The 20,664-nt window shown below is 68.5% G+C and carries 17 protein-coding genes; 10 read left to right on the top strand and 7 right to left on the bottom strand.

Going from position 1 to position 20,664, the window contains the following annotated elements:
• Positions 1-3: 3 nt before the first annotated feature.
• The 5 genes from urtE to urtA form a co-directional block, all read right to left on the bottom strand.
• Complete coding sequence (urtE, locus tag ACFPFG_RS19525; RefSeq protein ID WP_197954434.1) at positions 4-693, bottom strand: urea ABC transporter ATP-binding subunit UrtE; 690 nt, start codon at positions 691-693, stop codon at positions 4-6.
• Positions 694-713: 20 nt separating this feature from the next.
• Entirely contained in the window at positions 714-1,457 is a 744-nt protein-coding gene (urtD, locus tag ACFPFG_RS19520) for an urea ABC transporter ATP-binding protein UrtD (protein WP_197954431.1), read from the bottom strand.
• Positions 1,458-1,476: 19 nt separating this feature from the next.
• Complete coding sequence (gene urtC / locus ACFPFG_RS19515) at positions 1,477-2,667, bottom strand: urea ABC transporter permease subunit UrtC (protein WP_012202161.1); 1,191 nt, start codon at positions 2,665-2,667, stop codon at positions 1,477-1,479.
• Between the two features lie 72 nt (positions 2,668-2,739).
• On the bottom strand, positions 2,740-3,654 hold the full coding sequence (gene urtB, locus ACFPFG_RS19510) for an urea ABC transporter permease subunit UrtB (protein WP_013800106.1): 915 nt from the start codon (positions 3,652-3,654) through the stop codon (positions 2,740-2,742).
• Between the two features lie 179 nt (positions 3,655-3,833).
• The gene (urtA, locus tag ACFPFG_RS19505; RefSeq protein WP_012202159.1) at positions 3,834-5,099 is read right to left on the bottom strand and encodes an urea ABC transporter substrate-binding protein; all 1,266 of its coding nucleotides are present in this window, start codon (positions 5,097-5,099) and stop codon (positions 3,834-3,836) included.
• 214 nt (positions 5,100-5,313) lie between these two features.
• Here urtA and ACFPFG_RS19500 point away from each other — a divergent pair, with 214 nt between their 5' ends.
• Together ACFPFG_RS19500 and ACFPFG_RS19495 are read left to right on the top strand one after the other, a co-directional pair.
• A complete protein-coding gene (locus ACFPFG_RS19500; RefSeq protein ID WP_197954421.1) occupies positions 5,314-8,814 on the top strand; it encodes a hybrid sensor histidine kinase/response regulator in 3,501 nt (1,166 codons plus the stop codon).
• Positions 8,815-8,833: 19 nt separating this feature from the next.
• Positions 8,834-9,808 (top strand): response regulator, encoded by a 975-nt coding sequence (locus ACFPFG_RS19495; RefSeq protein ID WP_380107883.1) that lies wholly within the window; start codon positions 8,834-8,836, stop codon positions 9,806-9,808.
• Here the strand turns inward: ACFPFG_RS19495 and ACFPFG_RS19490 are convergent.
• Positions 9,781-10,275 carry a PACE efflux transporter gene (locus ACFPFG_RS19490; protein ID WP_180318523.1) on the bottom strand — a complete coding sequence of 165 codons (495 nt, stop codon included), beginning with the start codon at positions 10,273-10,275 and terminating at the stop codon, positions 9,781-9,783. The genes ACFPFG_RS19495 and ACFPFG_RS19490 overlap by 28 nt on opposite strands.
• 74 nt (positions 10,276-10,349) lie before the next feature.
• Between ACFPFG_RS19490 and ACFPFG_RS19485 the strand changes: the two genes are divergently transcribed.
• From ACFPFG_RS19485 to ACFPFG_RS19470, 4 genes are all read left to right on the top strand, one after another.
• Positions 10,350-11,282 (top strand): LysR family transcriptional regulator, encoded by a 933-nt coding sequence (locus ACFPFG_RS19485; protein ID WP_183021204.1) that lies wholly within the window; start codon positions 10,350-10,352, stop codon positions 11,280-11,282.
• 67 nt (positions 11,283-11,349) lie between these two features.
• Positions 11,350-12,996, top strand: coding sequence for a M30 family zinc metallopeptidase (locus ACFPFG_RS19480; protein WP_183021203.1), 1,647 nt, complete (start codon positions 11,350-11,352; stop codon positions 12,994-12,996).
• Between the two features lie 5 nt (positions 12,997-13,001).
• On the top strand, positions 13,002-13,403 hold the full coding sequence (locus tag ACFPFG_RS19475; RefSeq protein WP_183021202.1) for a hypothetical protein: 402 nt from the start codon (positions 13,002-13,004) through the stop codon (positions 13,401-13,403).
• Between the two features lie 28 nt (positions 13,404-13,431).
• Positions 13,432-14,310, top strand: a complete 879-nt coding sequence (locus ACFPFG_RS19470; RefSeq protein WP_183021201.1) for a PPK2 family polyphosphate kinase — start codon at positions 13,432-13,434, stop codon at positions 14,308-14,310.
• A gap of 24 nt (positions 14,311-14,334) precedes the next feature.
• On the opposite strand, the gene ACFPFG_RS19465 is transcribed toward ACFPFG_RS19470, so the two are convergent.
• Positions 14,335-15,153: a fumarylacetoacetate hydrolase family protein gene (locus ACFPFG_RS19465; protein WP_183021200.1), complete on the bottom strand. Its 819-nt coding sequence runs from the start codon at positions 15,151-15,153 to the stop codon at positions 14,335-14,337.
• 176 nt (positions 15,154-15,329) lie between these two features.
• On the opposite strand from ACFPFG_RS19465, the gene ACFPFG_RS19460 reads away from it, so the two are divergent.
• The 4 genes from ACFPFG_RS19460 (at position 15,330) to ACFPFG_RS19445 (ending at position 20,542) form a co-directional block, all read left to right on the top strand.
• Complete coding sequence (locus ACFPFG_RS19460; RefSeq protein WP_183021199.1) at positions 15,330-16,634, top strand: Glu/Leu/Phe/Val family dehydrogenase; 1,305 nt, start codon at positions 15,330-15,332, stop codon at positions 16,632-16,634.
• Positions 16,635-16,955: 321 nt separating this feature from the next.
• Positions 16,956-17,924, top strand: a complete 969-nt coding sequence (locus ACFPFG_RS19455) for a Bug family tripartite tricarboxylate transporter substrate binding protein (protein WP_141832882.1) — start codon at positions 16,956-16,958, stop codon at positions 17,922-17,924.
• Positions 17,925-17,945: 21 nt separating this feature from the next.
• A complete protein-coding gene (locus ACFPFG_RS19450) occupies positions 17,946-19,526 on the top strand; it encodes a class I adenylate-forming enzyme family protein (RefSeq protein ID WP_380107878.1) in 1,581 nt (526 codons plus the stop codon).
• Positions 19,527-19,552: 26 nt separating this feature from the next.
• Complete coding sequence (locus ACFPFG_RS19445) at positions 19,553-20,542, top strand: tripartite tricarboxylate transporter substrate binding protein (RefSeq protein WP_312373583.1); 990 nt, start codon at positions 19,553-19,555, stop codon at positions 20,540-20,542.
• Positions 20,543-20,664 lie beyond the last annotated feature (122 nt).

Genomic DNA, 20,664 nt, shown 5'->3' with positions numbered 1-20,664 from the left:
GCTTCATACAGAGAGGTAGGACTTGATGCGCTGTTCATCCGTATCAGCACGGGCCGTCTCATGGACCAGGCGCCCGCCCTCGATGACGAACAGCCGGTCGGCCACATCCATGGCGAAGGAAAGCACCTGCTCGCTGACCACGATGGTGATGCGGCGCAGCTTGCGGATCTCGTTGAGCGCCTTGGCGATGTCCTTGATGATGGAAGGCTGTATGCCCTCGGTGGGCTCGTCCAGCAGCAGCACCTTGGGGTCGGTGACCAGGGCGCGCGCAATGGCCAGCTGCTGCTGCTGCCCGCCCGAGAGGTTGCCGCCCTTGCGCCGGCGCATGTCCCAGAGCACGGGGAACAGGGCGTAGATGTCGTCGGGCACCTGGCGCGTCTTCGCGTTCTCCAGGCCCGTCTGTATGTTCTCCTCCACGGTCAGCGTGGGGAAGATCATGCGGCCCTGGGGCACGTAGGCAATGCCCTTGGCCACGCGCCGGAAGCTCTCGTCCTTCGTGACGTCCTGGCCGGCCACGGTGATCTGGCCGCCCTTGGCGGGCATGACGCCCATCAGGCTTTTGAACAGCGTGGTCTTGCCCATGCCGTTGCGGCCCATGATGGCCACGGTTTCGTTCTCGCGGCCCTCGAAGCTGATGCCGTGCAGCGCCTCGCTCTGGCCATAGGCCACGTACAGATCCTTGACTTGCAGCATGTGAATTCCTTGTGCGTGCCTCAGTGGCCGAGGTAGACGTCGATGACCTTGGGGTCGGCCTGCACCTTGTCCATGGGACCCTCGGCGAGGATCTTTCCCTGGTGCATGACGGTGACCTTGTGCGCGATGCGCGCCACGAACTCCATGTCGTGCTCGATGACGATGACGGAGCGGTTCTTGCAGATGCGCTGCAGCAGCTCGGCCGTCAGTTCGCGCTCGCGGGCGCTCATGCCGGCGATGGGCTCGTCCAGCATCAGCAGCTCGGGCTCCTGCATGAGCAGCATGCCGATCTCCAGCCACTGCTTCTGGCCATGGCTGAGCAGGCCGGCCTCGGTGTCCAGGCGCTCGCCCAGGCCGATGTCGGCGGCCACGGCCTGCACGCGATCGCGCACCGCCTCCGTGCACTTGAAGGCCAGCGCGCCGAAGACCGAGCGGCCTTGCGGGTAGGAGACCTCCAGGTTCTGGAAGACCGACAGGTTCTCGTAGATGGACGGCGTCTGGAACTTGCGCCCGATCCCCAGGCGCACGCGCTTGTGCTCGGCCATGCGGGTGAGTTCCTCGTTCTTGAACTTGATGCTGCCGGCCGTGGCGCGGGTCTTGCCGCAGATCAGGTCCAGCAGCGTGGTCTTGCCCGCGCCGTTGGGGCCGATGATGACGCGCAGCTCGTTCCTGTCGATGTACAGGTTCAGCGCGTCGATGGCCTTGAAGCCGTCGAAGGAGACCGTCAGGTCTTCCACGGCCAGCGTGAAGTCGGTATTGCTCATGGTGTGCTCCCGCTGTGGTTCAGGCGCCCTGGCGGCCCATGCCTTCGGACAGGGCGGACGTGGGCTTGGTGGCGGCCGGGGCCGGGGCAGGTGCTGCCTGGGCTCCCTGCGCTGCGGCAGGTGCCGTGCCCTTGCGGCGGCTGTTCCACCACGGAACGATGCGGCTTTCCCACAGGCCGGCCAGCCCCATGGGGAAGGCCATGGTCACGCCGATGAACAGGCCTGCCATGAGGAACAGCCACAGGTCCGGGAAGCTCTCCGAGAAATAGGTCTTGCCCGCGTTGACCAGCAGCGTGCCGTACACGGCGCCCACCAGGCTCATGCGCCCGCCCACGGCGGCGTAGATGACCATCTCGATGGAGGGCACGATGCCCACGAAGCTGGGCGACATGAAGCCCACCTGCAGCGTGAACATGGCGCCGCCTATGCCCGACAGCGCAGCGGCCAGGCAGAACACGAAGACCTTGAAGTTGGCCACGTCGTAGCCGGAAAAGCGCACGCGGTCTTCCTTGTCGCGCATGGCCAGCAGCAGGGTGCCCACCTTGCCCGTCTGTATCCAGCGGCACAGCACGATGGCGCCGATCAGCAGGGCCACGCAGACGTAGTAGAGGATGTACTTGGCGCTGTCCGTGCGCGTGTCCCAGCCCCACAGCGTCTTGAGGTCGGTCATGCCGTTGACGCCGCCCGTGTAGCCCTGCTGGCCGATGATGAGCACGGTGACGATCAGCGCCACGGCCTGCGTGATGATGGCGAAGTACACCCCGCCCACGCGGCGCTTGAACATGGCGAAGCTGATGAGCCAGGCCAGCAGCGTGGGCACGGCGATGACGGCGGCCAGCGAGAACGGCAGGCTCTTGAAGGGCAGCCAGAACGAGGGCAGCTCGGTCAGCTGGTTCCAGTCCATGAAGTCGGGGATGCCGGGCGTGGACTGGATCTTGGTGCTGATGGGGTCGGACGCCTCCAGCTTCAGGAACATGGCCATGGCGTAGCCGCCCAGGCCGAAGAACACGCCCTGGCCCAGGCTGAGCACGCCGCCATAGCCCCAGACCATGACCAGGCCGATGGCGACGAAGGCATAGGTCAGGTACTTGCCGACCAGGTTGAGGCGGAAGATGTCCAGCGCCAGGGGCAGCACCACCGCCAGCAGGACGGTGAGCAGCACCAGGCTGGCGAGCTGGTAGCGCTGTATCCAGGCTTTGAGGGCTTGCATGGAATGACTCCGGTGAACTCAGGGGAAATCGGGGGAACGCGGGGGAATTCGTGGACAGGGCCGGCGCCGGGATCAGCGCCGCACCTTGGACGCGAACAGGCCCTGGGGACGCAGCATCAGGATGAAGACGATCAGCGACAGCGTGATCACCTTGGCCATGGAGCCGGCCAGGAAGAACTCGGTGATGGACTGCGTCTGCGCAATGCCGAAGGCCGAGACCACGGTGCCCAGCAGGCTGGCCGCGCCGCCGAAGGTGACCACCAGGAAGGCGTCCACGATGTACAGCGAGCCCGAGGTGGGGCCGGTGGAGCCGATGGTGGTGAAGGCCGCGCCCGCCACGCCTGCGATGCCGCAGCCGATGGCAAAGGTCAGGCGGTCGGTCTTCTTGGTGTCGATGCCGATGGCATTGGCCATCACGCGGTTGCTGACCGTGGCACGCACGCGCAGGCCCCAGCGGCTCTTGTGCAGCGCGATCAGCACGCCGGCCGTGACCACCGCGGTCAGCGCCAGCACGAACAGGCCGTTGATGGGAATGTCCAGCCCCTCGGCCGGCGCCCACGAGCCCATCAGCCAGTCAGGCAGGGTGGGGCTGACTTCCTTGGGGCCGATGAAGGTGCGAAAGCACTGCTGCAGCGCCAGGCTCACGCCCCAGGTGGCCAGCAGCGTGTCCAGCGGGCGCTTGTAGAGGTGGCGGATCAGCCCCCACTCCACCAGCCAGCCGGCCGCGAAGGCGAACAGGAAGGCGGCCACGATGGCCAGCGGGAAGTAGTAGGGCATGAACTCGGGCGCGTGCTGCGCCGTGAGCGTGGAGCCCAGGTAGATGGTGTAGGCGCCGATGGTCATGAACTCGCCATGCGCCATGTTGATCACGCCCATCTGGCCAAAGATGATGGCCAGGCCCAGGCCCATCAGCAGCAGCACGGCGAACAGGCTCAGCCCCGCGAAGCCCTGCATCAGGCCGATGTTCATCATGTCGGAAAAACTCATGGTGCTGCTCCTGCGCGCAAGCCAATCGGGAAACGCAATCAATGCGACGAGCCGCCCCTGCCTGAAACTGGCAGAGCCCGACGCGGGAGACACCGAGGAAGGGCCGTCCCGCACCGAGGGTGTCGTCCCCCTCCCGCGTAGCGAGAGAGGGGGAAGCCGCGCAGCGGCTCAGGGGGTGCTTATTGATATCCCTTGGGGAAGGGATCGGGTTTGATGAGTTCAGGCGACTCCGAGACCACCTTGAACGTGCCGTCCGGCTGCCCCACGGCAATGCGCGACTTGCTCCACAGGTGGTGGTTGGCGTCCACCTTCACGTAGCCTTCGGGCGCGGTCTTGAGCTCCAGCCCCGGCGATGCGGCCACCACCTTGTCCACGTCGAAGCTCTTGGCCTTTTCCACGGCGGCCTTCCACAGCCAGGGGCCCAGGTAGCCGGCCTGGGTGACGTCGCCGATGACGGCATTGGGGCCGTACTTGGCCTTGAAGGCGGCCACGAACTTCTTGTTGTTCTCGTTGTCCAGCGTCTGGAAGTACTTCATCGAGGAGTAAAAACCCGTGAAGTTTTCGCCGCCCACGCCGGTCATCTCGTCCTCGGTCACCGACAGCGTGACCAGCAATTGCTTGTCACCCGTGATGCCTGCGGCCTTGAGCGCCTTGTAGAAGGCCACGTTGGAGCCGCCCACCACGGCCACGAAGATGCAGTCCGGCTTTTGCAGCTTGATCTTGTTGACCAGCGAGCCGAAGTTGGTGCTGCCCAGCGGGTAGTACTCCTCGCCAACGACCTTGCCCTTCTGGAAGTTCTCGATGTGCTTGCGCGCGATCTTCATCGAGGTGCGCGGCCAGATGTAGTCCGAGCCGATGAGGAAGAAGGTCTTGGCCTTCTTCTCGGCCTTGGCCCAGTCCAGGCTGTACAGGATCTGCTGCGTGGCTTCCTGGCCCGTGTAGATCACGTTCTTGGACTGCTCCAGGCCTTCGTAGAAGGTGGGGTAGTACAGCAGGCCGTTTTCCTTCTCGAACACGGGCAGCACGGCCTTGCGCGAGGCGCTGGTCCAGCAGCCGAAGACGGCGGCGCAGCGGTCGTTGATGAGCAGTTTCTTGGACTTCTCGGCGAAGGTGGGCCAGTCGGAGGCGCCGTCTTCCTTGATCACGCGGATCTTGCGGCCCAGGATGCCGCCCATGGCGTTGATCTGGTCGATGGCCAGTTGCTCGGCCTGGATGGAGCCGGTCTCGGAGATCGCCATGGTGCCCGTGGCCGAGTGCAGCTGGCCCACGACGACTTCGGTATCGGTCACGGCCAGCTTGGTGGTGTTGACCTGGGCCGTGGGCTGGGCGAAGGACCAGGCCGGCAGCCCGGCCACCGAGGCGGCGCCAAGCGCCTGCAGGACGCGGCGGCGGCCCATTTCCGTGCCGGGGGAACCAGGTGTGCGGGGGTCGGAGGGGTGGCTCATGGTGACTCTCCTGTAAGGATCGGTTGGGTGATCTGCAAGTGGCTGAAAACTGGCGTTGCGGTTACGGCTTGTTTCCGCGCTGGGTCCAAGATTAGGAAGAACCCTTGAAACCGCCCATACGTCAATTGACGTAGCCATCTGCGTACGCACCCCACGCACCCCTCTTGAAAGCCGCGCCAGCATTGGCCCCGCACGTTTCTTGCTAGACCTGGGAATGCACTCCGCACCCCCGCCCGACAGCCCCGCCAGCACCTCGCCCGCGCCGCAGACCATCTTCCGGTTCCGGCGCGAATACAACGCCTGGGTGGCCGACGAGACCATGGAGGACTACGCGCTGCGCTACACGCCGCGCAGCTTCCGGCGCTGGAGCGAGTTCCGCGTGGCCAACACGGCCTTCGGCTCGCTGTCCTTCCTGGCGCTGGAGGCCATCGGCGGCGCCATTGCGCTGAACTACGGCTTCGCCAACGCCATGTGGGCCATCGTCACCGTGGGGCTGGTGATCTTCCTGACGGGGCTGCCCATCGCCGTCTGCGCCGCGCGCTACGGGCTGGACATGGACCTGCTGACGCGGGGCGCGGGCTTCGGCTACCTGGGCTCGACCATCACCTCGCTGATCTACGCCGTCTTCACCTTCATCTTCTTCGCGCTGGAGGCGGCCATCATGGCGCTGGCCCTGCAGCTGGTGGTGGACTGGCCGCTGCAGTGGTGCTATGCGCTGTCGGCCCTGGTGGTGCTGCCGCTGGCCATGCGCGGCATCACGCTGATCTCGCGCCTGCAGGCCTGGACGCAGCCGCTGTGGCTGTTCCTGCTGGTGCTGCCCTTCGTGTGGATGGCGCTGTCCCAGCCCCGGCTGTACCGCGACTTCGCCAGCCTCACCGGCCTGCGCTCGGGCAGCAGCCAGTTCGATCCGCTGATGTTCGGCGCGGCGGCGGCCGTGATATTCGCGCTGGTGGTGCAGATCGGCGAGCAGGTGGACTTCCTGCGCTTTCTGCCGCCGCGCACCCGGGCCAACCGCCTGCGCTGGTGGGGCGCGGTGCTGGTGGCCGGTCCGGGCTGGGCCGTGATGGGCATGCTCAAGATGGCGGGCGGCGCGTTTCTCGCCTTCGCGGCCATGCAGCTGGAAGGGGTGGACGCCTCGCGCGCGGCCGAGCCAACGCAGATGTTCCTGGTGGGCTTCCAGCAGGTGCTGCAGGCCCTGGGCCTGCCGGGGCTGGCCGTGGCGGTGACCGTGGTCTTCGTGGTCATCTCGCAGGTCAAGATCAACGTGACCAATGCCTACGCGGGGTCGCTTGCCTGGTCCAACTTCTTCGCGCGCATCACGCGCAGCCATCCGGGGCGCGTGGTCTGGATGGTGTTCAACGTGGTCATCGCCACCTTGCTGATGACGCTGGGCGTGTTCGGCGCGCTGGAGAAGGTGCTGACCATCTACAGCAACGTGGCCATCGCCTGGGTGGGCGCGCTGGTGGCCGACCTGGTCATCAACAAGCCGCTGGGACTGAGCCCGCCGGGCATCGAGTTCCGCCGCGCCCATCTGTACGACTTCAATCCCGTGGGCCCGGGCGCCATGCTGCTGGCCGCCGCCGTGGCCTGCTGCGCCTATGCGGGCCTGCTGGGCGAGACGGCGGCCGCGTTCTCGCCCTTCATCGCGCTGGCGCTGTCCATGCTGCTGTCGCCGCTGCTGGCCTGGCTGACGGGCGGGCGCTACTACCTGGCGCGGCCCGCAGGCAACCTGTGGAAGCCCGGCGAGACCGTGCGCTGCGCCGTCTGCCAGAAGCATTTCGAGTCCGAGGACATGGCGCACTGCCCCGCCTACGGCGCGCCCATCTGCTCGCTGTGCTGCTCGCTGGAGTCGCGCTGCCATGACCGCTGCAAGACCGGCTCGCGCGCGGGCGAGCAGTTGCATGCGCTGGCCTCGGCCCTGCTGCCGCCGCGCTGGGCGACCAAGGTGAACTTCCGCGCGGGCCAGTACCTGGTGGTGATGCTGTCGCTGTGCGCGGTGACGGCCTTCATGGTGGGCGTGGTCTACATGCAGGAAAGCCTGCAGGCAGGCAGCGTCGATGGCGGCGCGCTGCGCATCCCCTTCCTCAAGGTCTTCGCGCTGCTGGCCCTGCTGTGCGCCGTGGCCGCCTGGTGGGTGGTGCTGAGCACGGGCAGCCGGCGCATGGCGCAGGACGAGTCCGAGCGCCAGAACCAGCTGCTGCTGCAGGAGATCGCCGCCCACAAGCGCACCGATGCCGAGCTGCAGGCCGCCAAGGACCATGCCGAGCAGGCCAGCCAGGCCAAGACCCGCTACGTGGCCGGCATGACGCACGAGCTGCGCTCGCCGCTCAACAGCCTGCTGGGCTATACGCAGATCCTGCTCAAGAGCCCGCAGGTCGATGGCTGGGTGCGCGAGACCCTGTCCACCATGCAGCACAGCGGCCAGCACCTGCGCGCGCTGATCGACGAATCGCTGGAGCTGGCCAGCATCGAGGCCGGCCGCCTGCGCCTGGACCTCGCCCCCCTGCCCCTGCCCGCGCTGATCGACGGCATCGAGGCCATGATGCGGCCCCAGGCCCAGGCCAGGGGGCTGCAGTTCTCGGTCGAGACGCTGGGCACCATGCCGCGCTGGGTGCGGGCCGATGCCAAGCGGCTGCGCCAGATCCTGATCAACCTGCTGTCCAACGCCGTGCGCTTCACCCAGCGCGGCGAGGTGCGGCTGCGCATGGATTTCCGGCCCCATGTCTCGCGCATCGAGGTCATCGATACCGGCATCGGGATCGAGCCGCAGGACATGGAGCGCATCTTCGTGCCCTTCGAGCGCGGCAGCGCGGGGCGGCGCGTCAGCGAGGCGGGCACGGGCCTGGGGCTGACCATCACCCATCTGCTGACCGAGCTGATGGGCGGGCAGCTCACCCTGAGCAGCACGCCCGGCGAGGGCAGCTGCTTCACCGTGCGCCTGTACCTGCCCGAGATGGCGCCCGACGCGTCCTGGGTCCCTCCGGGCGCCGCCGCCACGCTGCACACCGTCATCGGCTATCTGCCGCCCCGGCGCACCCTGCTGGTGGTGGACGACCAGCCGCTGCAGCGCCAGCTGCTGGCCGGCCTGCTGCTGCCGCTGGGCTTCGAGATCCGCGAGGCCGCCAGCGGCCGCGAGTGCCTGGAGATCGTGGAGCAAAGCCCGCCCGACCTGGTACTGCTGGACATCAGCATGGACGACCTGGACGGCTGGCAGACCGCCGCCCTGCTGCGCGCGCGCCGGGATGCGCAGCAGCTGCCCGTGGTCTTCGTCTCGGCCAACCTGTTCGACAACGACCCGCCGCGCCTGGCCGATGCGCGCTGCCAGGGCTTTGTCGCCAAGCCCGTGACCGAGTCCGAGCTGCTGCAGGTGCTCGAGCGCGTGCTGCGGCTGGAATGGGTGCATGACAACCGCCCGCTGCTGCTGCCGGCGCCGTGTGCAGAGCAGGCAGAGGCCAAGGCAGAGGAGGCGCCGGCAGCCGCCCCCTTCCCGCCCGATCTGCGTGAAGACCTGGCCCGGCTGGCGCGCTCGGGCCAGGCCACGGCCCTGCGCGAGCGCCTGCGCCAGGCTCGCCAGCAGGCGCCCGCGCATGCCGCGCTGCTCGATGCGCTGCAGGCCTGCGCGAACCGCTTCGACTTCGATGCGCTGGCGCGCATGCTGCCGCGGCCCGAGCCAGAGGATGAAGAAGACGAAGAAAGAGAGGAGACCGATGAATGAGAACCCGCAAAGGCCACAGATGACGACCGCCGACAGCAGCAGCCACCCCAGCCACCCCCCTCACAACGCCCACGTCATCCTTGTGGTGGACGACGCGCTGGACAGCCTGCGCATGCTGTGCGACGCGCTGGCCGCCGAAGGCTACGTGGTGCTCGCCGCCCGCGACGCCGACGAGGCCCTGCAGCGCTTCGCCCTCACCGTGCCCGACGGCGTGCTGCTGGACGCCGTCATGCCCGGCATGGACGGCTTCACGCTGTGCCGCACGCTCAAGGCCACGCCGGCCTGGGCCCATGTGCCCGTGGTGTTCATGACCGGCCTGTCGGACACGGACCAGATCATCCGCGGCTTTGCCAGCGGTGGCGTGGACTACGTGGTCAAGCCGCTGCGCATCCCTGAGGTGCTGGTGCGCCTGGCCACCCATGTGCGCAATGCCCGCGCCACGCGCCAGGCGCAGGAGGCCGTGGACGTGGCGGGGCTGGGCGTGGTGGTGCTCGACGGCCAGGGCCGCGTGGCCTGGCGCTCGCCCCAGGCATCGCGCTGGCTGGAGGAGGCCTTTGCGGACCAGCCCTTCCCGCTGGAGGCGGCCGGGGACTGGCTGGCCGGCGCCCGCCAGCCGGATCCGTCCGGCCAGGCGGATCAGGAGGGCCGGTCCGCTCCCCAGGATCTGGCGCTGGCCCTGGCCGATGGCCGCCAGCTGCTGGCGCGCCACATGGGCGCCAGCGGCCTGGGGGAGTCGATGGTGCTGCTCAGCCACGAGGCGCCGCAGACGCCTGCCGCGCGCCGGCTGCAGCAGGTGGCGCTCACCCCGCGCGAGACCGAGGTGCTGTCATGGCTGAGCAAGGGCAAGACCAACCGCGACATCGCCGACATCCTGGGCATGAGCCCGCGCACGGTGAACAAGCACCTGGAGCACATCTTCGAGAAACTCGGCGTGGAGACCCGCACGGCCGCCGCCGCCGTGGCCGGTCAGTTGCTGCAGGCCGGCTCGCCCTGAGCACGCGGTGCCACCGCAGCGGGCGCCGAGGCCGAGGCGGGCAGGCCGAACACATGGTCGAAGCACCAGTTGAAGACATAGGTGTAGACCAGGAAGAAGACCAGCAGGCCGGCCTCCATCACCGTGGCCTCCCACAGCGTGACGCCGAACCACCAGGCCATCAGCGGGATCAGCACCATGGCCAGACCGCCCTCGAAGCCCAGGGCGTGCACCACGCGGCGCATCACCGAGCGGCCCTTGACGCTCTGGCGCGCCTCCCACTGCTCGAACAGGTGGTTGAAGGTCAGGTTCCAGACGATGGCCAGCGTGGAGGCGGCAATCGCCATGCCGCCCGAATGCCCGGCGCTCTGGCCGATGGCCATGAACAGCAGGCTGGAGGCCGCGATGGCGATCAGTTCATACAGGGTCACGAAGACCACTTTGCGCTTGGGCCCCTGGAGGCCCTTTTTGTGTGTCTGCAAGGTCATAGGGGGCGCAGTTTATTTGTCCGCAATTGAACGTTAAAGTCAGATTCTTTCAATAAAACTGACAGATTCCCACCATGTCCTTCCCCGCCGACCAGGTGCCGCTGTTCCTTGCCGTGCTGGACCACGGCTCGTTTTCTGCCGCCGCACGCCGGCTGGGGCGCGTGCCCTCGGCCGTGAGCATGGCCATCGCCCAGCTGGAGGCCGAGCTGGACCTGCAGCTGTTCGACCGCAGCGGCCGCGAGCCCCGGCCCACGGCGGCGGCGCGCGCCCTCGAGCCCCAGGCCCGGCTGCTGGCCGCCCAGCTGCAGCAGCTCAACCACCAGGCGCTGGCCCTGCACCAGGGGCTGGAGGAGCGGCTGACCCTGGTGATCGCGCCCGAGCTGCTGTCCACGGCCTGGGCCGCGCCGCTGCAGCCGCTGGTCGAGGAATTCCCGGGGCTGGAGGTGGAAGTGCTGGTGGCCGCCCAGGTCGATGCGCTCAAGGAACTGCACTCGGGCCGCGCACATCTGGCCCTGGTCTTCGAGCGCCCGGCCATCGACGGACGCGAGGATTTCCAGGAGATGGGCCAGGAAACCATGGTCGCCGTGATGGCGGCCAGGCACCCGCTGGCCCGGCAACTGGGCGTGGACGGGCAGCAGCGCCTGGATGTGGGCCAGCTGGCCGGCGCGCGCCAGATCCTGCTGGCCAGCCGCGACCTGGCCCATACCGATCCGCGCTTCGTGTTCTCGCACCAGCTGTGGCGCACCGACAGCCATCTGGCGGCCCTGTCGCTGATCTCGGCAGGCCTGGGCTGGGGGTGGCTGCCCTTCAGCGTCGCCGAGCCGCTGCTGCAAACGGGCGCGCTGCTGCGCATTCCGCTGTGCAACATCAGCAACGGCACCCAGCTGTTCGTCGATTGGGTTTGGTCCAAGGAGCGTCCGCTGGGGCTGGCGGCGCGACGGTTCGTGGAGCAGCTGCAGATGCCGGTGCATCCGCTGCCAGACAGCGCCGCGGATCGCATCGGGTAGCATCTCACGCCATATCGGATCAAGAATCCACATCTCCAGCATCAGGTACACAAGAGGAAGGGAAAACATGTTCTTTGATCATCAGTACAGCAAGACCGCCATCGCACTGGCTCTGGGCGCCGTTCTGGCCGGTTGCGGCGGAGGAGGAGGCGGCGGCCCGTCCGGCCCGTCTACCCAGTTGACGGCCGCCTGCTCGGGCTCGGCCTGCGGCGCCGCCGATGCCACCACCTACTCGGGCCAGGGCGTGGGGGTCTGGAGCTACACCAACACCACGCAGGCCGAGCAGCAGATCCCCGTGGGCCTGACCAATCTGGGGAGCAAGCAGGTCACGCTGATCTACACCAACAACGGCGACGCCAGCGTGCCCATGCCCGCACTGACGCTGACACCGCCCGCGGCGACCACCGCCACGGCACAGAAAAGCCTCAGCGCCGCATCCGCAACGGGCAACCAGATTCCCGAGCGCATCCGCAACTTCAAGCCCCGCCTGACGGCAGCGGACACGCAGGCGCGGCCATCCATCAAGCAGCAGGCAGCGGCCATCCTGCCCGTGGGCAGCCAGCGCAGCTGGTTCGTGGAAACCGGCAGCTCGAAAATCGAAACCCGCCAGGCCACGCTCAGGCGCCAGGCCAGCGTGCCCACGCCCACCGGCACCCGCACCATCAACGTCTGGCTGGAAAACAGCGAGTACGACGCGGCCAAGGTCAGCGATGCCATGCTCGACACGCTGGTCCAGCGATTCACCAGCGGCTCCGACGCGGTCTATCCCCTGATCACGGGGCTGTCTGGCGAGCCCTGGGGAACGCACTCCTACAGCGACCTCATCGACCCCGACCAGCCCCTGGACATCGTGTTCGTGAATTTCGTGCCGGACCGCACCCCGTACGGGCTGCTGGGCTATTTCTGGTCGCTGAACAACTTCAAGGCAGACCCTGCAGATCCAGATGTCAAGTACAGCAACCAATCGCTGTCCTTCTACATGGACACGGAGACGCTGTACCTGGACCCTGCCGCCGGCATGACCAACCAGATCAGCACGCTGTCCCATGAGTTCGTCCACATGACGAACTTCTACCGCCGCAGCGTCCAGCTGCCCAAGCCGGGAACCGACTACGCGTTCGACACCTTCCTGGAGGAAATGAGCGCCATGATGGGCGAAGACATCGTGGCCCAGCGCGTCACACCGGGCTTCAACTCCATCGCCAGCGGACGCGTCCCCTCCTGGCTGTCCCGCTCGGGTTTCAACTGCGATCCCGCCGCCTGGAGCGCCGACACCGTCGCGCCCTGCTTCGGCTACGACGTCAACGGCAGCCTGGGCGCCTACCTGGTGCGCCAGTACGGCGTGGGCTTCTACAAGCAGCTGCTGAGCAACACCACGTCCACCGACTCGCTGCAGGTGCTGGGCAATGCCATACAGCAAGCCGGCGGTCCCACGCTGCCGGTCGCCATCCAGCGCTGGGGCGCCAACATCGCACTGCTGCCCGGCGATGTGCCCAGCGGCTATGGCTGGCCCGCGCGCACGGAGCAGGGCTTCACCCTGGCGGCGATCAACGGCAGCAGCCTGGCGTCTTCCCGGGTCCTGCCCACCACGGTGCCGGTGAACCTCAATGCGCGCGGCCATTTCCCCTTCCTGCGTCAGCCTGATGCGCAAGGCACCTACCAGGAACAGCTGCGTGTTCCGGCAGGCAGCACGCTGACAGCCGTCGTACGCTGAACGCCATGAACCACGCACACCCGACTGCCTCCGCCCGCGGCCTGCGCCGCAGTCTGCCGCTGCTGCTGGCCAGCGGCCTGGCCCTGCTGAGCGCCTGCTCGGCGCCGGCTTCGCCCGCCGCCAGCGCGGCTGCGCCAGCCTCGGGCGCGGCGTCCGAACCGGGCCAGCCCCTGACCCTGCAAGGCCGCCTGGTTCTGCGTGGCAATGCGCCCCATGAGCAGCCCGTGCTGCAGACCGCCTCCGGCGAGACCTGGCAGCTCAAGGGCCTGAGCGCCGAGCAGGTTGCGCAGTGGCAGCGGCAGAACGTGGAGGTCCGGGGCCAGCCCGGCCCCAGGCCCGCCGCTGGCGCCGCGCCTTCGATGGCGCCGCCGCAACTGCAGGTGCAATCCATTCGCGCCCAGCCCTGACCTTCCCCGCTCACCCACCGCTCAAGCCATGGACGCCTTCAACCCTTTCTCCAGCCGCGATGCGGCCGTGCAAAAGCTCTGGGAGCAATGGCAGCCGCGCTCGGCCAGGTCCGACAAGGACAAGGACAGGCCCATTGCCCTGGCCGACTTCGACCCTGGCGCCAAGCCCTTTTCCAATGGCAACGGCAAGGCCGAGGACAAGGTCGCCGTCGAGGCCCTGGCCGAGGAACTGGATGCGCTGCAGAACCTGCTGTACGCCGACCGCCGCTACAAGCTGCTCGTCGTGCTGCAGGGCACGGACACGGCGGGCAAGGACGGCACCATCCGTGGCGTCTTCGGCCGCATGAGTGCGCTGGGCGTGCACGCCGTGGGCTGGAAGGCCCCCACCGAGGCCGAGCGTGCCCATGACTATCTGTGGCGCATCCACCAGCAGGTGCCTGCCGCTGGCGAAATCACGGTCTTCAACCGCAGCCACTACGAGGACGTGCTGGTGCCCGTGGTCAACGGCTGGATCACGCCCGAGCAGCAGCGCCAGCGCTTTGCCCACATCAACGACTTCGAGCGCATGCTCAGCGAGACGGGCACCGTGGTCGTCAAGTTCCTGCTGCACATCGGCGCCGACGAGCAGCGCGCGCGCCTGCAGGAGCGCCTGGACGACCCGGCCAAGCACTGGAAGTTCGACGAGAACGACATGAAGGTGCGCACGCAGTGGAAGGACTACCAGCAGGCCTACGGCCAGCTGCTGGGCGCCACGCACACGCCCTGGGCGCCCTGGACCATCGTGCCCGCCGACTCCAAGACGCACCGCAACCTCATGATCGCCACCTTGCTGCGCGAGGTGATGCGCAACCTGGACCTGCGCTTTCCCGAGGGCGATCCGGCCCTCAAGGACTACAAGATCACCTGATCACTCGATGGCCTGCCTGAAGCCTCACAGCTGCAGGCGGGCCTCGGCGAGGCCGTCCAGCTCGGCCACCACCAGGTCACCGGCCTGGGCAAACGCCAGGCCATTCCACGTGCCCGTGGTCACCACCGTGCCTGCGGGCACGCTGCCATAGCGGCGCACCAGTTCCTGCAGCCAGCCGGCCAGCAGCCACAGCGGATCGCCCAGCGGATGCGTGCCGGTGAACGCCTGCAGCGGCGCCGCGCCCACGCGCAGCCGGCAGACCTGGGCAGACCAGTCCCGCGGCGACTCGCGTGGCAGCAGCCGCGAAGCGTCCTGCCACGGCCCCAGCACCAGGGCGCCATGGCACAGGCCGTCGGCGGCCAGCAGCAGCGGCGGCGCCTTCAGGTGCTGGCGCCAGCGCGTATCCACCACCTCGATGGCGGCCGTGATGCCGTCGATCAACTCCAGCCCCTCGCCGGGCTGCAGCGCGGCAGCCATCTCGGCCGTCACCTCGCGGCCCAGGCGCAGGGCGATCTCGGCCTCGATGCCGCGCAGGTGCAGCGGCGCGCCGCCAGCGACCGAGGGGCTGGCCCAGACGCCTTCTTCGGGCAGCGGCGCATGGGTCAGCGGGGCATCGCGGCGCGGCGCGCCAGACTTCCAATAGCCCGGAACGCGGCCCGGTCCCTGCTGGCTGCCGGCCACGCGCCAGCCCAGGGCGGGCGCCATGGCGGCCTGCACGGCCTGTGCATCTGCGGGCGTGCGCACCACATCGGCCCAATCGTCGGCGTCCAGCAATTCGCCGTTGTGGCGGGCCTGGAGCAGCGCATGGGCCAAGGCTGTGGGAGTGCGGGGCGTGTTCGTCATGGAGCGGCTTTCCTGGAGTGCATCGGTGGGTCTCAAGCGGCCTCGATTGTCCGCCGGACAAGGCGCTCCCAGGGTTATGCATTAAATGCATAAGGCTCTCGCTCATAAGGCGTTGGACAGCGCATAGCCCCGGGAATAAGCTCAAAACCCTCAGACAACTCTTGTGTGGAACCACCATGCAGCAACCCGCTTCGGCCGGCGTTACCAACCACGCCATCCCTTCCTACCTGCAGGCCGACCACCTCGGCCCCTGGGGCAACTACCTGCAGCAGGTCGATCGCGTCACGCCATACCTGGGCCACCTCGCCCGCTGGGTCGAAACCCTCAAGCGCCCCAAGCGCATCCTGATCGTCGATGTGCCGATCGAGCTGGACAACGGCACTATCGCCCACTACGAAGGCTACCGCGTTCAGCACAACCTGAGCCGCGGTCCCGGCAAGGGCGGCGTGCGCTTCCACCAGGATGTGACCCTGTCCGAAGTCATGGCCCTGTCGGCCTGGATGTCGGTCAAGAACGCGGCCGTCAACGTGCCCTACGGCGGCGCCAAGGGCGGCATCCGTGTCGATCCCAAGACGCTGTCGCGCGGTGAGCTGGAGCGCCTGACGCGCCGCTACACCAGCGAGATCGGCCTGCTGATCGGCCCCTCCAAGGACATCCCCGCGCCCGACGTCAACACCAATGGCCAGATCATGGCCTGGATGATGGACACGTACTCCATGAACACCGGCGCCACCGCCACCGGCGTGGTCACGGGCAAGCCCGTGGACCTGGGCGGCTCGCTGGGCCGCGTCGAGGCCACCGGCCGCGGCGTGTTCACCGTGGGCGTGGAAGCGGCCAAGCTGACCGGCCTGTCGGTCCAGGGCGCGCGCATCGCCGTGCAGGGCTTCGGCAACGTGGGCGGCACGGCAGGCAAGCTGTTCGCCGACGTGGGCGCCAAGGTCGTGGCCGTGCAGGACCACACCGGCACCATCCACAACGCCAATGGCCTGGATGTACCGGCCCTGCTGGCCCACGTGGCCGCCAAGGGCGGCGTGGGCGGCTTTGCCGGCGCCGAGGCCATGGACGCTGCCGACTTCTGGAGCGTGGACTGCGACATCCTGATCCCCGCCGCACTGGAAGGCCAGATCACCAAGGACAACGCCGGCAAGATCAAGGCCAAGATGGTGATCGAGGGCGCCAACGGCCCCACCACCACCGAGGCCGACGACATCCTGACCGAAAAGGGCGTGCTGGTGCTGCCCGACGTGCTGGCCAATGCCGGCGGCGTGACGGTGAGCTACTTCGAATGGGTGCAGGACTTCTCCAGCTTCTTCTGGAGCGAGGACGAGATCAACGCCCGCCTGGTGCGCATCATGCAGGACGCCTTCGCGGCCATCTGGCAGGTGGCCCAGCAGCACGGCGTGACGCTGCGCACCGCCACCTTCATCGTGGCCTGCCAGCGCATCCTGCATGCGCGCGAGATGCGGGGACTGTATCCTTGATCACCCCCTGAGGCGCTGACGCGCCTTCCCCCTCTCTACCCGCTCCGCGGGGGAGGGGGACGATGCCCTCGCCGCGAGGCGGCTCTTGCTCGGCATCTCCCGCTTGGGGCCGCGCCAGTTTTTGGCGCTGTGCACCACACGGTCAATGAAAGGCGCTTCGGCGCCTTTTTTCTTGTGGCCGCCTTTTCGGCAAGGGGTTAGCACGCGTTCCAGTGGGCCTAAGCGCGGGTTTCCGAATGGCGAAGCGGATCTCCAGTCAAACCCTGGTGCCCTGGGGCCCAGGGTTTTCTATCGTTGCGGGCAGTGAACTGGAGACTGCCCATGACCGTCCGCCGCAGCCTGCTGGCCTTGCTGGCCGCTTTGCCTTTTTTCTCCCTGGCTCCTGCCGCCGCGCTGGCGGCGGCCTGGCCTGAACGCCCCATCACCATCGTGGTGCCGGCCGCCGCTGGCGGCACCACGGACATTGCCGCGCGCGTGCTGGCCGAGAAGATGGGCAAGGACCTGGGCACCTCGGTGGTGGTGGAGAACAAGGGCGGGGGCGGCGGCAGCATCGGCACGGCCCAGGTGGCGCGCGCCAGGCCCGATGGCTACACGCTGCTCATGGGCAACATCGGCCCGGTGGCCATCAATTTCAGCCTGTACAAGCAGCTCAGCTACAAGGAAAGCGATCTGCGCGGCATCACCAATGTGATCTCGGTGCCCAACATCCTCGTGGTCCATGCGGATTCGCCCGTGCGCAGCGTGCGCGAGCTGGTGGAGCTGGCCAGGACCCGGCGCCTGAACGTGTCCACGTCGGGCGTGGGCCAGTCGCCGCACATGTCCTCGGAGATGTTCCGCCAGAAGGCCGGCATCGAGGTCACGCTCGTGCCCTTTCCCGGCGCCGCGCCTGCGGTCACGGCGCTGCTGGGCCAGCAGGTGGACTACATGATCGACAACCTGCCCAGCTCCATGCCGCACATCAGGAGCGGCAAGTTCCGCGCGCTGGCCATCACCAGCGCCACGCGCTCGGCCCAGTTGCCCGAGGTGCCCACCATGACCGAGGCCGGCGTGCCCATGCAGGTCACGGCCTGGTTCGGCCTGCTGGCACCGGCCGGCACGCCCGATGCCGTGGTCGGCCGCATCCAGGAATCTGCCCGGCGTGCCATGCAGACGGCCGAGGTGCGCCAGCGCTTTGCCGACCTGGGCGGCGTGCCCGGTGGCGAGACACCGGCGGAGTACGACGCCTTCATCGCCCAGGAACGCAAGAGCTGGGCCCAGATCGTCAAGGCCGCAGGCCTGTCGCTGGAATAGTTCTCCCCACTCGCCCCTCCCATGCAAGAAGACATCGCCTCCCTGCTGCGCCAGCCCTTTGGCTCGCTGCCCGAACTCGTCGCGCTGCAGGCCAGCCAGCGCCCCCGCCACACCGCACTTGCCATGGATGGCCGCAGCCTCGACTACGCCGCGCTGCGCCTGGGCATGGACCGCGTGGCCCTGCGCCTGCAACGCCAGGGCCTGGGCCCCGGCGACGTGCTGGCCATCTGCGCGGGCAGCTCGCCCGAGTACGTGCTGGCCTTCCTGGGTGCGTTGCGCGCGGGCGTGGCCGTGGCGCCGCTGGCCCCATCGGCCACGGCCGGCCACCTGAGCGCCATGCTGGACAACTGCGGCGCCCGGCTGGTGCTGCGCGACGCGGACACCGCCGCGCAATGGCCGCTGCAGGCCGGACAGGATCTGCAATGCGTGGCCCTGGACGGCGCTGTCGAAGCCGGCATGCCGTGGTCGCAATGGCTGGCTGCGGACGAAGCGGACCATGGCACGGCACCCACGCCCATCCATCCCCAGCCCGACTGGCCCTTCAACGTCATCTACTCCTCGGGCACCACGGGCGTGCCCAAGGGCATCGTCCAGTCCTGGGCCATGCGCTGGGCCCACGTGCAGCGCGCCATCCACAACGGCTACGGGCCCGATGCCGTCTCGCTGTGCGCCACGCCGCTGTACTCCAACACCACCCTGGTCGCGGCCCTGCCCACGCTGGGCCTGGGCGGCACCCTGGTGCTGATGCGCAAGTTCGACGCGGCGCATTACGTGGAACTGGCCGAGCGCCACCGCGCCACCCACACCATGCTCGTGCCCGTGCAGTACCAGCGGCTGATGCAGTGCCCGGGGTTCGACGGCGCCGACCTGAGCCGCCTGCAGCACAAGTTCTGCACCAGCGCACCGTTCCATCCCGCGCTCAAGGCCGAGGTGCTGCGCCGCTGGCCCGGCGCGCTGATCGAGTACTACGGCATGACCGAAGGCGGCGTGCGCTGCGAGCTGCACTGCCATGACTTCCCCGACAAGCTGCACACCGTGGGGAGGCCGGGGCCGGGCGCCGACATCCGCTTCATCGATGAGCAGGGCCGCGAACTGCCGCCCGGCGAGCAGGGCGAGATCGTGGGCCGCTCGGCCGGGATGATGAGCGGCTACCACCGCCTGCCCGACAAGACGCAGGAGGCCGAATGGTTCGATGCCCAGGGCCTGCGCTTCATCCGCAGCGGCGACGTGGGCCGCCTGGACGAGGACGGCTTCATCGTGCTGGGCGACCGCAAGAAGGACATGATCATCACGGGCGGCTTCAACGTCTACCCGAGCGACATCGAGTCCGTGCTGCTGCAGCACCCGCAGGTGGCCGAATGCGCAGTGATCGGCGTGCCCTCCGATGCATGGGGCGAGACCCCCGTGGCCTACGCCGTGGCGCGCCCGGATGCCACGCCCTCGGCCGCCGAGCTGCGCGAATGGCTCAACGCCCGCGTGGGCAAGACCCAGCGCGTGGCCGAGCTGCGGCTGGCCGCCAGCCTGCCGCGCAGCGAGATCGGCAAGGTGCTCAAGCGCGCGCTGCGCGAGCAGTACCAGGCCGGCGCCCTGTCCACTTCATGAAACGGAGTCCCCCCATGCCCATGTCCATGCCCATGCACCCACTCCCGCGCCGCCGCCTGCTGTCCTGCCTGGCCCTGGCGACCTGCGCCCTGCTGGCCCCGGCCGCCCATGCTGCCGAGGCCTGGCCTGCCAAGCCCATCCAGCTGGTCATTCCCTATCCACCCGGCGGCAGTGCCGACCTCCTGGGCCGCCCGCTGGCCGTGCAGCTGCAGCAGCAGCTGGGCCAGCCCGTGGTGCTGGAGTACAAGCCCGGCGCGGGCGGCACGCTGGCCTCGCAATACGTGGCGCGCGCCAGGCCCGATGGCTACACCGTGCTCATGGTGCTGGCCGCCCATGCCATCAACGACAGCCTCTATCCCAAGCTGCCCTACGACACCCGCCGCGACTTCGCGCCCGTGTCCCTGGTGGCCAACCTGCCCATGGTGGTCGCGGCCAGCAGCAAGCTGCCGGCAAAGAACATCCAGGATCTCATCCAGGCCGCCAAGGCCAACCCCGGCAAGCTCACCTTCGGCTCGGCGGGCAACGGCAACACGGGGCATCTTGCGGCCGAGTACTTCGGCTCCATGGCAGGCGTGCGCATGACCCATGTGCCCTACAAGGGCAGCGCGGGCGTGGTCAACGCCATGCTGGCCGGCGACATCGACCTGACCTTCGACAGCATCTCCACCTCCATGCCCCACATCCGCAGCGGGCGCATGCACGCGCTGGCCGTCACCAGCCCGCAGCGCTCGGCGCTGGCGCCCGAGGTGGCCACCATCCAGGAGCAGGGCATCGCAGGCTTCGACGTGACCGGCTGGTACGCCGTCATCGCGCCGGCCGGCACGCCCGCCGAAGCCACCCAGCGCCTGAGCCGCGAGATCGCCTCCGCCCTGCGCCAGCCCGCGCTGCAGGCCCAGCTGGCCGCCGGCGGCTACGAGCCCGTGGGCTCCACGCCCGAGGCGCTGCAAGCGCATATCGACAAGGAAATCACGCGCTGGGCCACTGTCGTCAAATCGACAGGTGCACGTGTGGATTGAAAGTCACCCCCCTGAGCGGCTGCGCCGCTTCCCCCGTGTGCACGGCGCCCTCTCTCGCTTCGCGGGAGGGGGACGGCACCCTCGGTGCGGGACGGCCCTTCCTCGGTGCCCCGGAGTCGGTA

It is taken from the genome of Delftia deserti, from assembly GCF_042653485.1.
GTDB lineage: Bacteria > Pseudomonadota > Gammaproteobacteria > Burkholderiales > Burkholderiaceae_C > Comamonas > Comamonas acidovorans.
Note: the sequence above shows the minus strand (reverse complement) of the source record. Positions and strands in the feature narration are given on the sequence as shown.

Coding starts and splice junctions, on each gene's coding strand:
- ACFPFG_RS19485 (WP_183021204.1), top strand. CDS start 10,350: ATGTCCTTCCCCGCCGACCAGGTGCCGCTGTTCCTTGCCGTGCTGGAC.
- ACFPFG_RS19475 (WP_183021202.1), top strand. CDS start 13,002: ATGAACCACGCACACCCGACTGCCTCCGCCCGCGGCCTGCGCCGCAGT.
- ACFPFG_RS19470 (WP_183021201.1), top strand. CDS start 13,432: ATGGACGCCTTCAACCCTTTCTCCAGCCGCGATGCGGCCGTGCAAAAG.
- ACFPFG_RS19445 (WP_312373583.1), top strand. CDS start 19,553: ATGCCCATGCACCCACTCCCGCGCCGCCGCCTGCTGTCCTGCCTGGCC.
- ACFPFG_RS19500 (WP_197954421.1), top strand. CDS start 5,314: ATGCACTCCGCACCCCCGCCCGACAGCCCCGCCAGCACCTCGCCCGCG.
- urtB (WP_013800106.1), bottom strand. CDS start 3,654: ATGAGTTTTTCCGACATGATGAACATCGGCCTGATGCAGGGCTTCGCG.
- ACFPFG_RS19480 (WP_183021203.1), top strand. CDS start 11,350: ATGTTCTTTGATCATCAGTACAGCAAGACCGCCATCGCACTGGCTCTG.
- urtD (WP_197954431.1), bottom strand. CDS start 1,457: ATGAGCAATACCGACTTCACGCTGGCCGTGGAAGACCTGACGGTCTCC.
- ACFPFG_RS19490 (WP_180318523.1), bottom strand. CDS start 10,275: ATGACCTTGCAGACACACAAAAAGGGCCTCCAGGGGCCCAAGCGCAAA.
- ACFPFG_RS19450 (WP_380107878.1), top strand. CDS start 17,946: ATGCAAGAAGACATCGCCTCCCTGCTGCGCCAGCCCTTTGGCTCGCTG.
- urtE (WP_197954434.1), bottom strand. CDS start 693: ATGCTGCAAGTCAAGGATCTGTACGTGGCCTATGGCCAGAGCGAGGCG.
- ACFPFG_RS19460 (WP_183021199.1), top strand. CDS start 15,330: ATGCAGCAACCCGCTTCGGCCGGCGTTACCAACCACGCCATCCCTTCC.
- ACFPFG_RS19495 (WP_380107883.1), top strand. CDS start 8,834: ATGACGACCGCCGACAGCAGCAGCCACCCCAGCCACCCCCCTCACAAC.
- urtC (WP_012202161.1), bottom strand. CDS start 2,667: ATGCAAGCCCTCAAAGCCTGGATACAGCGCTACCAGCTCGCCAGCCTG.
- ACFPFG_RS19455 (WP_141832882.1), top strand. CDS start 16,956: ATGACCGTCCGCCGCAGCCTGCTGGCCTTGCTGGCCGCTTTGCCTTTT.
- urtA (WP_012202159.1), bottom strand. CDS start 5,099: ATGAGCCACCCCTCCGACCCCCGCACACCTGGTTCCCCCGGCACGGAA.
- ACFPFG_RS19465 (WP_183021200.1), bottom strand. CDS start 15,153: ATGACGAACACGCCCCGCACTCCCACAGCCTTGGCCCATGCGCTGCTC.